Below are 16,148 nucleotides of genomic sequence, written 5' to 3' on the forward strand. Positions count from 1 at the left end.
ATTTTTCGAACTTTCTGGATACTAATTTCTTGTCGAACTTGGGTTAATAACATATTTAGTATGTTAATTAGGAATTATTATCCGAATAATATTTACTAATTTTGCACATTACATTTTCAAAGAACACAGTACAGCTATGGCAAAGAAAACTAGAAAGAAATTTGAATATACTTTTGGATTTGAAACATTTGGAAGAGTGGTATTTCGTATAGCTTCACAGTATTTTAGAGTGAAGCCAATTATGCCGGATGATGTGAATAATCTTAAAGAGCCATATCTGGTGTTATCTAACCATGTTGGGTCATACGATCCTTTTATTATCGGGACTTTTATAAAAGATCCATTACACTGGGTGGCATCCGATGCAGTGTTGCGTGAACCGGTAATAGGATGGTTTTTGCGAAATCTGGGAGTAATACCTAAGAAAAAGAATGTAAGGGATACAGCATTAATTCGCGATGTGATTACTGCGGTAAGGGATGGCGGTTCAGTAGCTTTGTTTCCTGAAGGTGTTAGGAGTTGGAATGGTAATTCTCTTTCTTTTGATCCGTCTATAGCTAAACTGGTAAGGTTGTTGAAAATTCCTGTTGTTACGGCAAACCTTAAAGGTATGAGTCTTTCTAATCCACGCTGGGTTTTTAAACCCCGAAAAACTGAACGTACTGAACTCGAGTTTCAGATTGGCTTAACTCCTGAGCAAATAAAATCAATGAACGATGAAGAAGTTTACGATGCTTTAAATAAACTTCTGGGGCATAATGAAATTGAGTGGCAACGTGAAAATAAAATTGAAATACAATCCAATACAAGAGCTGAGCATGTTGGTTATTCATTATATGTTTGTCCGGAATGTAAATCAATAAGTACAATAACAGCAGCAGGAAACGAATTTAAATGTGAAGACTGCGGATACGACATTGAGGTGGATAAATACGGATTTTACCATCGTCCGGATGCAAGTCAAAATCTTCACTTCGACAATATAGCCGATTGGTATAACTGGGAAGAAAAATATTTATCGAAGCTTGTAAGTGAAAAGTTTGTGCAGAAAAGCGAAGAGCCGATTTTCACTGATGTAAATATGGACATATATAAGGCTGTATCAGAAAAAGAACTGAAACAAACAGGAACAGGTGATGTAAGTTTTTATATCGATAGAATTGAAGTAGATTATAAAAACGGTGAAAAATTTATATTTGAATTAAGTAAACTAAAGGGAATTAGTCCGCAGTTTAAGGAAAATATCGAAATCTTCTACGATGAGGATGTTTACCGTTTCACGAGCCAGAAGCACGGAGTGTCAGGTATAAAATATGAAGTAGTGGCAAATACACTTTGGAAACATACAGGCGAAGACTTTAAGTTGGTGCCTTATGTGAAAGTTCATAGTTAAAAGTAGGCCCTGAATTTATTTTAGGGATGTACAAAGTCTAAAGTTTTTTCCTAAATAATATTGACCGTTTTTTGAATTAAAACTTCAAGCAAGCTCAAGTAAACTAAATTAGCCGTGGGCGGAGTGGCAGCTTTTGTTGAAGAAAAACATTGAACAAAAATCTGTAAGAGCGACTTTCAGAAGCTCCTTACGGGTTTATTGTGAAAGTTTTTGTGAAAGAAAACTATAACGGAGCACGCGAAACAGCTACTAATAAATCTAAAGGCATAATTAGTGCAAATTGGTGAAATACACCGGCAAAAAAAACACTTCCATATAATAGTCAATAATTGTACATTTGCAAACTTTTAAAGCTTATAGGCTATAAGCAATGTGTTTTAGGCCTTAAAGATTGTGAAATATAATTGCTAATGGCAGTAGTTTAAGGGTGAATACTTACATCATGCAGCCTATAGCTTACAGTATAAAAAATTATGGAGATCCCAACTAAATATGATCCGAGCAAAACGGAGGACAAATGGTACAAGTATTGGATGGATAACGGATATTTTCATTCGGAACCGGATGAGAGAGAAGCGTACACAATTGTTATTCCTCCGCCAAACGTAACAGGAGTCTTGCACATGGGACACATGTTGAATAATACTATTCAGGATGTTTTGATTCGTCGTGCACGTATGAAAGGATACAACGCCTGTTGGGTGCCTGGAACCGATCACGCTTCAATTGCTACTGAGGCAAAAGTTGTTGGTCGTTTGAAGGAAAAAGGTATTTCTAAATTTGATATAGGTCGTGAGGAGTTTTTGAAACACGCCTGGGATTGGACTGAGGAGCACGGTGGAATTATCCTTGAACAATTGAAGAAGTTAGGTGCTTCGTGCGATTGGGACAGAACAAAGTTTACATTGGACGATGATATGTCGGAGTCGGTAACAAATGTGTTTGTTGACCTTTATAAAAAAGGTTTGATTTACCGGGGTTACCGCATGGTAAACTGGGATCCTGAAGCTAAAACAACCGTGTCGGATGAGGAAGTAATTTATATCGAGAAAAACGGAAAGCTTTTCTATTTGAAATATCAGATAGAAGGTTCAGAGGACTTCGTGACAATTGCAACTACTCGTCCTGAAACAATTTTGGGAGATTCTGCTGTATGTTTTAATCCGAATGATGAGAGATTTACGCACCTAAAAGGTAAGCGTGTAATTGTTCCTATTGCAAACCGTAGTATTCCTTTGGTTGAAGATGAGTACGTGGATATGGAATTTGGTACAGGATGTTTGAAAATTACTCCTGCTCACGATCCTAACGATAAAGTTATTGGGGAGCGTCATGATTTGGAGGTGATTGATATTTTCAACGATGATGCTACATTAAATTCCCACGGATTACACTACGAAGGGAAGGACAGGTTTGTTTGTAGAAAAGAGATTGTAAAAGAGTTGGAAGAAATCGGAAGTCTGGTAAAGGTTGAAGATTACAATAATAAAGTTGGAACATCGGAACGTACCGGAGCTATAATAGAGCCAAAAGTTTCTATTCAGTGGTTCCTTAAAATGGAAGAATTAGCAAAACCTGCTTTGGATGCCGTGATGAACGACGATGTAAAACTTGTTCCCGAGAAATTCAAAAACACTTACCGTCACTGGATGGAAAATGTTCGTGACTGGAATATATCGCGTCAGCTTTGGTGGGGACACCGCATACCTGCGTTCTTTTATGCTGATGGAGTAATGGATTTTGTAGTTGCGGAAAGCGCTGAAAAAGCATTGCCTTTGGCTATTGAGAAAACAGGAAATAAAGATTTGACTGTTGCCGACCTTAAGCAGGATGAAGATGCTTTAGATACATGGTTTTCTTCATGGTTGTGGCCAATATCTGTTTTCGACGGAATAAGCAATCCTGAAAACGAGGAGATTAAATATTACTATCCTACACGCGATTTGGTAACAGGTCCGGATATTCTGTTCTTCTGGGTAGCACGTATGATTATTGCGGGTTATGAGTGGAAAGATGAGAAGCCTTTTGAGAATGTATATCTAACAGGTATTGTTCGTGATAAGCAAGGGCGTAAAATGAGCAAATCGCTGGGTAACTCACCCGACCCTATAGAGTTGATGGAAGAGTGGGGGGCAGATTCGGTTCGTGCGGGACTATTGTTGACAGCACCGGCCGGGAACGACCTGCCTTTTGATACTGATTTATGTGTTCAGGGACGTAATTTCTCAAACAAAATATGGAATGCATTCCGTTTGGTTAAAGGATGGGAAGTATCGGAAGAAATAGAGCAGCCTGCATCGGCAAAACAAGCTATTGAGTGGTTTGATGCCAAGTCTGAAAAATTATTAGCTGACTTGGAAAGTTCTTTTGATAAATACAGACTTTCTGAGGCATTGATGAGTACTTATAAGTTTATATACGACGATTTCTCTTCGTGGTATTTAGAGATGGTTAAACCTGCTTATCAGCAACCAATTGACAAGGCTACTTACGATAAAACAATTGAGAATTTCGAGAGAGTTATCAAAATTCTTCATCCGTTTATGCCATTCTTAACAGAAGAAATATGGCAAACAATGAGTGAGCGTACAAAAGAAGAAGCATTGATGATTTCTGACTGGCCTGTTGTTAGCAATACAAATCAGGCGTTGATTTCAGACTTTGAACAAGCAGCGGGAGTTATTTCGGGTATTCGTACTATCAGAAAAGAGAAGAATATTGCCAATAAAGAAACTTTAGAACTTTCGGTTATGGATAGCATGAAAGTAAATAAGGATTTCGATTCGGTAATTACTAAAATAGCGAATCTTACATCTTTAGAGTATGTTTCTGAGAAAGTTGAAGGTGCTTTGGCTTTCCGTGTTAAGTCTAATGAGTATTTTGTTCCGATGGGAGATGCTATTGATGTTGAGGCTGAGATAGCAAAACTTGAAAAAGAGTTAGACTATCAAAAAGGTTTCATTAAATCGGTTGACAAAAAATTATCGAACGAGAGATTTGTGAACAATGCACCTGAAGCAGTTGTAGCTATTGAAAAGAAAAAGAAAGCTGATGCTGAGGCGAAGGTTAAGACTATTGAAGATAGTTTGGCTTCGTTGAGGTAAATAATTGGAATTAAATACATAGTCTAGCCCTTACATTATTTATATGAAGATAAGCAAGGACGAGACTTTTTATCAGACCTCAGAGAATTAGTTTCTTTGAGGTCTTTTTTTTTATTAAGAAGTGCAGATTTTTAGGACATTGGCATGTGCCGGGGAGTAATTTTGTAGAAAATAATGATTATCTCATAATAAATGAGTGAAAATAACGTTTTAGGCTGGTTTAAATTTTGAGGAGTAAAAAAAAACCAATATACTTGTGGTGTAAATCAATTTATCTGCGTTGATAAATCGCAGAAAAGCCTTTTACTACTAACCCACGAATAAAAACCCTGGTCCCTTCTGGGGTTTTTTTATTTGTGAGAAATCAGGTTTAAAGTTCAAAGTATAAAGTCCAAAGTCCAAAGTCCAAAGTCCAAAGTATAAAGTCCAAAGTATAAAGTCCAAAGTATAAAGTCCAAAGTTTAAAGCCTCCCCGGAAAATTACCTTGATTCTTAAATTATATATTTTATTTTTTGTGCTATAGATATTTTAGATTGTTTCTTAAGGTATCTTAGTATTATTTCAATTAATTTTGAGAAACGTATAAAAATAAGATCATGAAAATTGTGTCGATAAAGAGTGTATTAGTTTTAATGATGATTTTTTTTACTGTTTCCTGTGGTGATAATGAGTCAAAAGGTACTCAGGAAGCAAAGGAAAGTAAAAAAGAGTTGTTCTATAATCACGAAAACACAGTACTTCAATGGACTGCATTTAAAACAACAGATAAAATTGCAGTGAAGGGAACTTTCAATACTGTTATTGTTGAAAATAAAGGTAAAGGAGAGTCTGTAGAAGAAATAATTAATACTACAAGTTTCAAAATTCCAACATCTACAGTTTTTACCGATAATGAAGGGAGAGATGTATTGCTGAGGGAATATTTCTTTGGAGCAATGATGAATACCGATACTATTTATGGAAGTTTTATAAATGTTAAAGACGGAAAGGGGAAGGTGCTGATAAAGATGAATGAAGTTGAAGCCAAAAGTGATATTAAATATGAGTTTGTTAATGACAGTTTAAAAGTCAGTACTATATTATTGCTTGAGACCTGGAAAGGATCTGATGCTTTGAAATCTCTTAACAAAGTGTGTTATGATAAGCATACAGGTTCTGACGGAGTTAGTAAAACATGGTCTGATGTTGAAATTGATATTATAACATTACTAAAATAATTAGAAAGATTGAGAATTCACGTTTTACAGCATGCCGAATGGGAAACCATCGGAAAGATTGATCAATGGATAAAGTCCAGAGGATACAGCTATTCGGTAAGTCACCTTTATAAAGGAGATGATCTCCCAACCGAAGAGGTAGATATCCTTATTGTTATGGGTGGCCCAATGGGAATTAATGACGATGAAAAATATCCGTGGCTAAAAGCTGAACGGGAATATCTGAAAAAGATAGTAAAATCAGATACAAAGATTTTGGGAATATGTCTTGGTTCACAATTTATCGCTGATGCACTTGGAGCTAAAGTGTATCCGGGAAGAGAAAAAGAAATTGGTTTTTTCGAAATAAATAAGGAAGTAGAACATTCTTTAACAAGTGAGCTGCCTCAATCATTTGATGTATTTCACTGGCATGGCGATACATTCGATATTCCGGATGGAGCCGTTAATTTGTTTAGTTCGGAATTGACACAAAATCAGGGATTTATTTACGATGACAGAGTGCTGGCGTTACAATTTCATACTGAAGTAGGGCATAAGGAAATAGAGGAGTTTGTAGATAGTGGAAGAAATGAAATTATACCTTCAAAATACATTCAAAGAGAATCTGAAATTATGAGTACAGACTTTAATTTTAATAAAGCTAATTCATATTTGTTCAGTATTTTAGATAAACTATTCTAAGTTTCAGTTTTTCATAATCTTTTCACCCAAAAAACTTTATTTTTGTAAAATGGAATTTGCTTCAAAGCTTTTAGAAAACGCAGTTTACGAAATATCCCAACTTCCCGGAATAGGAAAAAAGACAGCTTTGAGGCTGGCTCTCCACCTTTTGCGTCAACCTCCCGAACAGACAAATAACCTTTCAACGTCACTACTTAAATTGAGGGGAGAGATAAAATACTGTAAAAACTGTCATAATATTTCTGATTCTGACAGTTGTGAAATATGTTCCAGTTCCAGAAGAGATCATTCAATTGTATGCGTGGTTGAGGATATCAGGGATGTTATGGCTATTGAAAATACTTCTCAGTATAATGGTATTTACCACGTGTTAGGGGGAAAAATATCGCCGATGGATGGTATTGGTCCTCAAAATTTAAATATTGATTCCTTAATTGAAAAGGTTAGAAAGGGGGAGGTTAACGAAGTAATCTTTGCTCTAAGCAGTACTATGGAAGGCGATACCACTAATTTTTTTATATATCGTCAAATTCAGGATTATGAGGTGTCAACTTCTACAATTGCAAGGGGAATTTCGATAGGAGATGAATTGGAGTATGCCGATGAAGTTACCTTAGGGAGGTCTATAATAAATAGGGTGCCCTATGCAAAGACATTAAAAAACAAATAGACTTAGTGTTGTATGTACACTTTGTTTAGTATATTTGTTGTAGTTATTTTATTAGTTAACACATGTAGCATAGTTATTTTAGTTTTTCCATTAACGAGAGATTTATTTACTGGCTATAGTTAGGACCAACAACCTAAAAAAATATTAGATATGAAAACTCCAAAAAATCCGGGTGATATAGTATTAGTAAAGGAAGATCCATGGTTAGAACCTTATAAATATGATCTTCAAAACCGGATGAAATGGTTCGATCAGCATATTGATTTTCTGGAAAGTAATTTTGGGGGATTGGAGAAATTTGCAAGAGGGCATGAATACTATGGTTTTAATTACGATGCAAAATTAAAAGGCTGGTGGTATAGAGAGTGGGCTCCAAATGCACACAGATTGAGTCTGGTTGGCGATTTTAACAGTTGGAATACAGAAGCCAATATAATGAACCGTCAGGACTATGGTGTATGGGAGATATTCTTGTCTGATGATGAATATTCAGATAAGATTAAGAACTATTCATTGGTAAAAGTCCATATTCAGGCCGATAATGGTAATCACAACAGAATTCCTGCTTATATAAAAAGGGTGGTTCAAGACCCTAATGATCACAGTTTCTGTGGTCAGATAATGTTTGACTCCGAATACAAGTGGACTGATCAAAAAATTAAATTTTCGAATAAGGTAGCTCCAATAATTTATGAATGTCATGTAGGAATGGCAACTGAGGAAGGGAAAGTAGGTACTTATTCAGAATTCAGAGAAAATATATTGCCACTAATAAAAAAGTCAGGTTATAATACCATTCAGATGATGGCCATTCAGGAACATCCTTATTATGGTTCGTTTGGATATCATGTTTCTAACTTTTTTGCTCCAACGTCACGTTTTGGTACTCCTGATGAGCTTCGGGAGTTGATCAATGAGGCACATAATATGGGTATTCAGGTAATAATGGATGTAGTTCATTCGCATTCTGTGAAGAATTTTGGAGAAGGTTTGCACGAATTTGATGGCAGTAATGATGCCTATTTTGTTTCCGGTCCGGAAGGCTGGCACCCTGATTGGGATTCCAGACTTTTTGAGTATGGAAATGTAGAGGTGGAGAGGTTTCTTTTATCCAATCTTACATATTGGTTGGAAGAGTTCCATTTTGACGGGTTTAGGTTTGACGGTGTTACGTCGATGCTGTATCACCACCACGGAAACACTTCTTTTGGCGATTATGATAAATATTTTGGCGATGCTGTAAACAATTCTGCTGTACAATATCTTCAATTGGCAAATGAGCTAGTACATTCTAAAAATGAAAATGCATTAACTATAGCCGAAGATATGAGTGGTAATCCGGGTGCTTGCAGGAAGCTCTCTGATGGAGGGCTTGGCTTTGATTATCGTTTGGCAATGGGAGTTCCCGACTATTGGATTAAATTGTTGAAACACAAAAAAGATGAGGATTGGAGTGTAGGTGATATTTGGTGGGAATTAACTAACAGACGATATAAAGAAAAAACTATTGCTTATGCCGAAAGTCACGATCAGGCATTGGTAGGAGATAAGACTTTAGCATTTTGGTTGATGGATAAAGCAATGTATAGTGAGATGAGTGTTTTTTCGCAGAGTATGGTTGTTGACAGAGGGATTGCTCTTCACAAGATGATCCGGTTCATAACTATGACTCTGGGAGGAGAAGCTTATTTGAACTTTATGGGGAATGAATTCGGACATCCTGAATGGGTTGATTTTCCGAGAGAGGGAAATAACTGGAGTTATCATTATGCCAGACGCCAATGGAGTTTGGCCGAAACCGACCATCTAAAATACAAGTACCTTGGGGTATTCGATAAAGATATGGTGAATTTGGTGGGCCAATACAATATATTGAATGCTGATAATTTAGAAAAACTTCACGAAGATGAAGTTAACAATGTGCTGATTTATAAAAAGGGAGATTTAATCTTTATATTTAATTTTCATCCGGATAATTCTATCGAAGATTATAAATTTTATGTACCTGATGCAGGTAAATATCAAGCTGTATTTTCATCTGATGACGAGGAATATGGTGGTTATTTAAGAGTTGATAAAAATTATGTTTATCAAACTCAAAGAGTAGATGAGGTCGATAAACTTAGAATGTTCATACCAAACAGGACAGCTTTTGTTTTAAAGAAGCAGTAGAATCATAAGTTGTTTCTTTTTATTAAATTAGCACTGGAGTAGTGACTATGAAATTAGGGATAGGATGCGAAAATAGTTTCGACCGGTTTTGGTCTTAATTGATTATAAAAGAATCTTAGTAAAAATATTGTAGTATGGCACAAGTTGAACTAATTATGCCTAAAATGGGAGAAAGTGTTGCTGAGGCAACCTTGATCAAATGGCACAAAGAAGTTGGAGATAAGATTGAAGCTGAGGAAGCTGTTGTTGAAATAGCGACGGATAAGGTAGATTCTGAAATTCCTTCGGAAGTTGATGGTGTTTTAGTTAAGAAACTATTTGAAGTTGATGATGTAGTCCAGGTAGGCCAGGCAGTTGCAATTATAGAAACTGAAGGAGAAGTAGAAAGTGAAGATTTGTCATTGGAAAGTGATTTTGCGGAAGTTTCATCAATAACAGATTCATTAATTACTAAAGCGCAGGATGCAATTTCTACGGAACAAACTACAGTTTCGGATAGTGACAGATTTTATTCTCCATTAGTTAAGAATATGGCAAAAGTGGAAGGGATTTCCCTTTCCGAGTTAGAAAGTATTACGGGTACTGGTATGGACGGAAGAGTAACGAAAGCAGATATGTTGAATTATATCGAAAACCGTTCTAAACCCGGGTTTAAGAGTGAGCCGGTTGCAAAGACAGAAGCTCCAAAAGTTAAACAGGATATTGAAGCTCCTCCTGTTACCATGTCGGGTAATGAAGAAGTTATAGAGATGGATCGTATGCGTAAGCTAATTGCCGGTCATATGGTGATGTCGAAACAAGTATCGCCACATGTAACCTCTTTTGTAGAGGCCGATGTTACGAGAATCGTGAAGTGGAGAAATAAGGTAAAAGATCAGTTCTTCAAGAGAGAAGGAACAAAAATTACTTTTACACCTATTTTTATTGAAGCGGTGGTAAAAGCGATTAAAGATTTTCCTATGATAAATATTTCTGTTGATGGTGATAAAATCATTAAACGCAGAAGTATTAATATCGGAATGGCAACGGCTTTGCCAAGTGGTAATCTTATAGTTCCTGTAATTAAGAATGCAGATTCGAAAAGTTTATTAGGTCTTACTAAAGAAGTAAATAGTTTGGCGGCTAAGGCAAGGAGCAATGAATTAAGTCCGGATGATATATCGGGAGGGACATATACAATTACTAATGTCGGTACTTTTGGAAATGTAATGGGTACACCTATAATAAATCAGCCTCAGGTAGCAATACTTGCACTTGGAGCTATTCAAAAAGTACCTGCAGTTGTCGAAACTCCTGAAGGTGATGTAATAGCCATTCGTCATAAGATGTTTTTATCACATGCTTACGATCACAGGGTAGTTGACGGTGCATTGGGAGGAATGTTTGTTAAAAAAGTGGCTGATTATTTGGAAGCTTTTGATCCTGAGAGGGAGATTTAATATTATATAATAAATATAAATTTATGCCACGAATCTCTGAATTCGTGGCATTTTTTTCAATAATATTGCAGTAAATATAAACCAAATCATAATGGAGTTAAAATTAACCAAGCCTGTTTGTTTTTTTGATTTAGAAACAACAGGAGTAAATGTAGCTGAAGATAGAATTGTTGAAATTTCTATTTTAAAAGTTTTACCAAATGGCAACAAGGAAAGTAGAACATGGTTGGTTAATCCTGAGATGCCAATTCCAAAAGAAACGACAGATATCCACGGGATAGATGATGCTAAAGTTGCAAATGAGCCGACATTTAAGGAATTGTCAGGAGTTATATATGATATGGTTAAAGGGTGCGATTTGGCCGGGTACAACTCAAATAAATTCGATGTTCCTTTATTGGCCGAAGAGTTCCTCCGTGTTGGGATAAATTTCGACATTGATAATAATGTATTAATTGATGTTCAGAATATCTTTCATAAGATGGAACAAAGAACACTTGTGGCTGCATATCGATTCTATTGTGATAAGGATTTGACAAATGCTCATTCAGCAGCAGCCGATACTAATGCCACTTATGAGATCTTAAAGGCACAACTGGACCGCTATGAAGATGATTTGCAAAATGATATGGATTTCTTGAGTGATTTTTCTTCAAGAGGAAAAAATGTTGATTTCGCCGGTTTTATTGTTTATGATGAAGATGGTTTTGAGACTATAAACTTTGGTAAGCATAAAGGTAGAAAGGTAATTGATATATTTGAGAGCGAACCTGGATACTACGGTTGGGTAATGGGAGCTAAATTTCCTTTGTACACTAAGAAAACACTGGAAAAAATTCAGGAAAAATATAAAAGTGAAAAGGAAGTGGATATGCTTTCTCAACTTAAAAATAAATTTAACAATAAGCTGTAATGTTAAGTATAATTGGTAAGAAATTCTACCTGTTTTGGTCAGTTCTACTATTGGTATTTCCTGCAATAATTAATTTGTTTTGGCTGAGTGCTGTTTATACAACTGAAACTAATTCTGATGCTATCGACAGGTTCGTAGGATATTTTCCTATTTTGTTCCAGTATTCGTCTTTTCTTGCTATTATGAGTTTGTTTCTTTCTGCATTATCATTCATGTTTTCATTAAGACTTGTAAAAGGTAAGGATAGTTATGCTATTCCCGGAATACTGTTGTTTTTGGCTTCGCTTTACCTTATGGCCTTTAATATCTGGAATTTAATGTAGGTAAATCAAGGAATAAATATAAAATTATTAGCAGATGAAAATTATTTGTATCGGTAGAAATTACGTTGATCATATAGAAGAACTTGGAAATGAAAAACCTCAGGATCCTGTTGTTTTTTTAAAACCTGATACGGCTATACTGCCTAAGAAAATGCCATTTTTTATTCCTGAATATTCCGATAATCTGCAATATGAAGTAGAGTTGGTTGTAAGGATTAATCGGGTAGGTAAGTATATTGATGAAAAATTTGCTCATAAATATTATGATGAAATTGGTTTGGGAATAGATTTTACTGCTAGGGATTTACAGCAAAAACTTAAAGAAAAAGGTCTGCCATGGGAAAAAGCTAAGGCCTTTGACGGTTCGGCAGTAGTTGGGAATTTTATTTCTAAATCTGCTTTATCAGAGTTGGATAATATAGATTTTAGCCTAATGAAAAATGATGAAATTGTTCAAAAAGGCAACTCTTCTTTGATGATGTATTCAATCGATGAGATTATTTCTTATGTGTCACAATTTTTCACATTAAAGATCGGAGATCTTATTTATACCGGAACACCTGCAGGAGTAGGTAAAGTTAAAGAGAATGATACCCTGAAAGGATTTATTGGTACGGAGGAAATGTTTAAGATCAAGGTTAAGTAGTAGAAGTTTATTGTGGATTAACTTTTTGTAAGTTTCTTAAATTGTTTCTCAGTTAGTATTACTACAAACAATTTTAATATGGAGTAACTATATTGGAATTTTTTTCCAAAATAGAGAAAATATCTATATCTTGCATCTACACAATTGCTTATGTTTAGATTTGTTAAAAGAGAATTGGTGCCAGCACTATAATTGTTCTTCTATTAATATTTCGGCGCTTAATATGATTTAATAAAGATTCAAATGAAGAGTACTAAAATATTTGTCGTTGAGGACGATGTGATATATGCGAAGCTTCTGGAACATAAATTGAAACAGGACCCTACAAACCAAGTTGAAATTTATACAAATGGTTCGGATTTATTAAATAATTTATATAAAAAACCCGCATTAATTACTCTTGATTATAAGCTTCCGGATATTCCGGGAGAGGAAGTTCTTGAAAGTGTATTGAAAAATTACCCTGATATCCCCATTATAGTTATATCGGGACAAGAAGATATTAAAACTGCAGTATCGTTACTGAAAGAAGGAGCTTATGATTATGTAGTTAAGGATGATGAGGCAATAGAGAGGATTGAAAATTTAATTGTAAATATTAAAGAGAAGCTTGCCTTATCACAAGAAGTAGACCTTCTTAGAAGTCAGATAATAGATAAGTACGGTTTTGATAATCTAGTAGGGAAAAGTAGCGTGATGCAGAAAGTTTATCATACAATGACTAAGGTTGTAGGGACTAATATTAATGTATCGCTGCATGGAGAAGTAGGCACGGGAAAAGGGCTTATTGCGAAAACTATTCATTATAATTCTTTAAGAAAAGAAGCGCCATTCATTACGGTTGATTTACGGGCAATAAAACCTGAAAATATTGATGCGGATCTTTTTGGACTTGATAAAAGTATGACTGCTGATGGTGCTATGAAGCTGGGAGATCTGGAAAGAGCAAATGGAGGGACTATTTTCTTTGAGGGCTTTGAAGACATAGATGAGCAATTACAGTTTTACATACAGAAGATTCTTCAGAATAAAGAAATTGTCAGAGTAGGGGGAGTAGAATCTATACCTATTGATATAAGAGTTATAATGTCGTATAATGGAACTCTTTCGGATTTAGTAGTTAAAGGTAAAATTAGAGAGCAACAATATTATCGTACAATGGGAGTGCCAATCGAAATACCTTCATTACGGGAAAGAGAGTCTGATATTATACTTCTGGCAAAGAAGTTTATGGATGGTTTTGTGAAAAGTAATCAAATGGAGACAAAGATTCTTACTAAAGATGCCCAGACAAAATTGTTGAATTATCCGTATACCGGTAATGTGCAGGAGTTAAAGGCTATTGTGGAGTTGGCAACAGTAATGTCGTCAGAGAATATAATTATGGATGAAGATATTAGTTTCAATTCGTCTAATAACTTAACAGAATTTCTTTTCGAAGAAAAAACATTGAAGGATTACACTAGAGGGATAATCAAACATTTTTTGGAAAAGTACGATAACAATGTTCTTTTAGTGGCTGATAAATTGGATGTGGGGAAATCTACAATTTACAGAATGATAAAAAATAACGAGATATAGTTTGGAGATTTTATAATGAAGAGAGAATATGATTTATCAAAATTGGAGGAACTAGCCGATGGTGATCGGGAATTTGTCATTGATATAGTTTCTACCTTTCTTGATCATGCTCCTATACAAGTTAAGGAAATAGAAGAAGCATTTGAACAGGCAGATTATAAAATGCTTGGGGATGTGGCGCATAAACTTAAGCCCTCACTTGATCTTATGGGGATTGATTCACTTTATAAGGTGATAAGATTGATTGAGCAATGTGCCAAAGAAGAAACTAAACAGAAAGAGTTACCTCGTATTATTAATGAGTTTACCAGTATTTTTGAAAAGGTTTTGGATGAAATAAAAAGTGATTATTCCTCACATTAATAAAATTCAAGAAGTCTTTTATAAAGTTTATTCACCGGTAAGCCGACAACATTGAAATATGATCCTTCAATTTTATCAATTCCAATCAGTCCGATCCATTCCTGTATACCATATGCACCGGCTTTATCATAGGGTTGATAGTTCTCGATATAAAATTCTATTTCTTCGTCAGACAGATCTTTGAAATTGACTTTAGTAATACTGAAATCACTTAGTTTTTTATCCTTTGATTTGATTGTAAATGCTGTTATAACTTCGTGACTTTTTCCTGAAAGCCTTTTTAGCATCTCGAAAGCATCTTCTTTATTTACGGGTTTCCCCAGTGCTACATTTTCAAGCCATACTATTGTGTCGGATGTAACTAATATTTCATCCTGATCAAGATCATTAAAAGCTCCGGCTTTTTTTTCTGAAATATAGATCGCAATTTCTTCTCTTTTTAAGTTGTCAGGATAACTCTCATCAATTTCCTTTAATCTGATTTCGAAGCTAAGGCCCAGCTCTCTGAAGAACTGCTGTCGTCTGGGTGATCCTGATGCCAGTAATATCTTCTTTTTGGAATTGTTGCTAATTAACATAAATAATTTTAAAAATTAATGTGAAAACAAAAATAGAGCTTATTCCTGTAAACATAATAAACTTCAGTAAGTTACTAAGTTTTTTAAAGTCTGATTTCTCATTGGATAAATTAATTTTGATCAAAAAATATAATAAAGGAAGTTCAATAAATATCATTACATAAGAAATAGAATACACTTGTTGCGACAGGAAGTTGAGTGAATAGTAAAATATCGCAATCAAGGGGATAAGAGTAATTATCGAAGTGATTTTCTTTGTCCATTCAATTCCGAATTCAACAGCTAAGCTTTTCACATTAAACTTTCTGTCTCCTTTTATATCTTCCATATCTTTAACAATTTCTCTGATAAGAGTAATGAAAAACGCAAACCCGGCATAGGTTCCAATAACTTTAAAAGCCTGTGATATAACCTCGATGTTATCTTCTTCTATTGCAGGCAGTAAATCGTAAAGTGCAATTATGAAAATACTTAAACCAGCCAGAATTGATATTAATAAGTTGCCAATAATAAAGCTTCTTTTCAGAGTCATAGCGTACTGGTATAGCAGAAGCGATGAAGCTACATATATGAAAGCAAAGTTAAGATGTCCTATTATGTACGAAAGATAAAACCCAAGGGCTAATCCCAACGTGTTAAATGCGAAGTAGATGTTGAATGCAGTATTCTTACTTACATATTTTCCAATAATAACTTTTTTTGGTTTATTAATTGTATCGATCTCAACATCGTAAATATCATTAATAATATATCCTGCAGCGCTTATAAAAATTATACTCGCCATGAATAGTGCAAATTGGATATCGTCTAAGAATGTCGGAATATTAAGAGTAGTAAGAAAGAAAAATTTTATAAGTATAAAGATGTATGCAATCATCAACAGATTTTTCCATCTAACTAATTGAAGGTATTTCATTATTTATATTTAATTGTTTAGTTGAATTATCGAGATATCATTTACTTTTACCAGTAACCAGTAACCAGTAACCAGTAACCAGTAACCAGTAACCAGTAACCAGTAACCAGTAACCAGTAACCAGTAACCAGTAACCAGTAACCAGTAA

At 34.9% G+C, this 16,148-nt stretch carries 14 protein-coding genes; 12 read left to right on the forward strand and 2 right to left on the reverse strand.

Features of this window, described 5'->3' with window-relative positions; all coding sequences use genetic code 11:
• Positions 1-136: 136 nt before the first annotated feature.
• From ABFR62_08500 to ABFR62_08555, 12 genes are all read left to right on the forward strand, one after another.
• Positions 137-1,393 (forward strand): 1-acyl-sn-glycerol-3-phosphate acyltransferase, encoded by a 1,257-nt coding sequence (locus ABFR62_08500; protein MEN8138460.1) that lies wholly within the window; start codon positions 137-139, stop codon positions 1,391-1,393.
• 473 nt (positions 1,394-1,866) lie between these two features.
• Positions 1,867-4,497: a valine--tRNA ligase gene (locus ABFR62_08505; GenBank protein ID MEN8138461.1), complete on the forward strand. Its 2,631-nt coding sequence runs from the start codon at positions 1,867-1,869 to the stop codon at positions 4,495-4,497.
• Between the two features lie 597 nt (positions 4,498-5,094).
• The gene (locus ABFR62_08510) at positions 5,095-5,715 is read left to right on the forward strand and encodes a hypothetical protein (GenBank protein ID MEN8138462.1); all 621 of its coding nucleotides are present in this window, start codon (positions 5,095-5,097) and stop codon (positions 5,713-5,715) included.
• Between the two features lie 9 nt (positions 5,716-5,724).
• Positions 5,725-6,399: a type 1 glutamine amidotransferase gene (locus tag ABFR62_08515; protein ID MEN8138463.1), complete on the forward strand. Its 675-nt coding sequence runs from the start codon at positions 5,725-5,727 to the stop codon at positions 6,397-6,399.
• A 49-nt stretch (positions 6,400-6,448) separates the two neighbouring features.
• Positions 6,449-7,069 carry a recombination mediator RecR gene (recR, locus tag ABFR62_08520; GenBank protein MEN8138464.1) on the forward strand — a complete coding sequence of 207 codons (621 nt, stop codon included), beginning with the start codon at positions 6,449-6,451 and terminating at the stop codon, positions 7,067-7,069.
• 150 nt (positions 7,070-7,219) lie between these two features.
• Complete coding sequence (locus ABFR62_08525; GenBank protein ID MEN8138465.1) at positions 7,220-9,241, forward strand: alpha-amylase family glycosyl hydrolase; 2,022 nt, start codon at positions 7,220-7,222, stop codon at positions 9,239-9,241.
• Between the two features lie 134 nt (positions 9,242-9,375).
• On the forward strand, positions 9,376-10,680 hold the full coding sequence (locus ABFR62_08530) for a dihydrolipoamide acetyltransferase family protein (protein ID MEN8138466.1): 1,305 nt from the start codon (positions 9,376-9,378) through the stop codon (positions 10,678-10,680).
• A gap of 91 nt (positions 10,681-10,771) precedes the next feature.
• Positions 10,772-11,593 (forward strand): exonuclease domain-containing protein, encoded by an 822-nt coding sequence (locus ABFR62_08535; protein MEN8138467.1) that lies wholly within the window; start codon positions 10,772-10,774, stop codon positions 11,591-11,593.
• Entirely contained in the window at positions 11,593-11,916 is a 324-nt protein-coding gene (locus ABFR62_08540) for a hypothetical protein (GenBank protein MEN8138468.1), read from the forward strand. The genes ABFR62_08535 and ABFR62_08540 overlap by 1 nt, the downstream gene beginning before the upstream one ends.
• A gap of 34 nt (positions 11,917-11,950) precedes the next feature.
• Positions 11,951-12,562 (forward strand): fumarylacetoacetate hydrolase family protein, encoded by a 612-nt coding sequence (locus ABFR62_08545; protein MEN8138469.1) that lies wholly within the window; start codon positions 11,951-11,953, stop codon positions 12,560-12,562.
• A gap of 243 nt (positions 12,563-12,805) precedes the next feature.
• Positions 12,806-14,143: a sigma-54 dependent transcriptional regulator gene (locus ABFR62_08550; protein MEN8138470.1), complete on the forward strand. Its 1,338-nt coding sequence runs from the start codon at positions 12,806-12,808 to the stop codon at positions 14,141-14,143.
• A 15-nt stretch (positions 14,144-14,158) separates the two neighbouring features.
• Entirely contained in the window at positions 14,159-14,506 is a 348-nt protein-coding gene (locus tag ABFR62_08555; protein ID MEN8138471.1) for an Hpt domain-containing protein, read from the forward strand.
• Here the strand turns inward: ABFR62_08555 and ABFR62_08560 are convergent.
• Together ABFR62_08560 and ABFR62_08565 are read right to left on the reverse strand one after the other, a co-directional pair.
• On the reverse strand, positions 14,503-15,084 hold the full coding sequence (locus tag ABFR62_08560; GenBank protein MEN8138472.1) for a Maf family nucleotide pyrophosphatase: 582 nt from the start codon (positions 15,082-15,084) through the stop codon (positions 14,503-14,505). The genes ABFR62_08555 and ABFR62_08560 overlap by 4 nt on opposite strands.
• Entirely contained in the window at positions 15,074-16,000 is a 927-nt protein-coding gene (locus ABFR62_08565; protein MEN8138473.1) for a geranylgeranylglycerol-phosphate geranylgeranyltransferase, read from the reverse strand. Before ABFR62_08565 ends, ABFR62_08560 begins: the two co-directional genes overlap by 11 nt.
• Between the last annotated feature and the right edge of the window lie 148 nt (positions 16,001-16,148).

It is taken from the genome of Bacteroidota bacterium (assembly GCA_039714315.1).
GTDB lineage: Bacteria > Bacteroidota > Bacteroidia > Flavobacteriales > JADGDT01 > JADGDT01.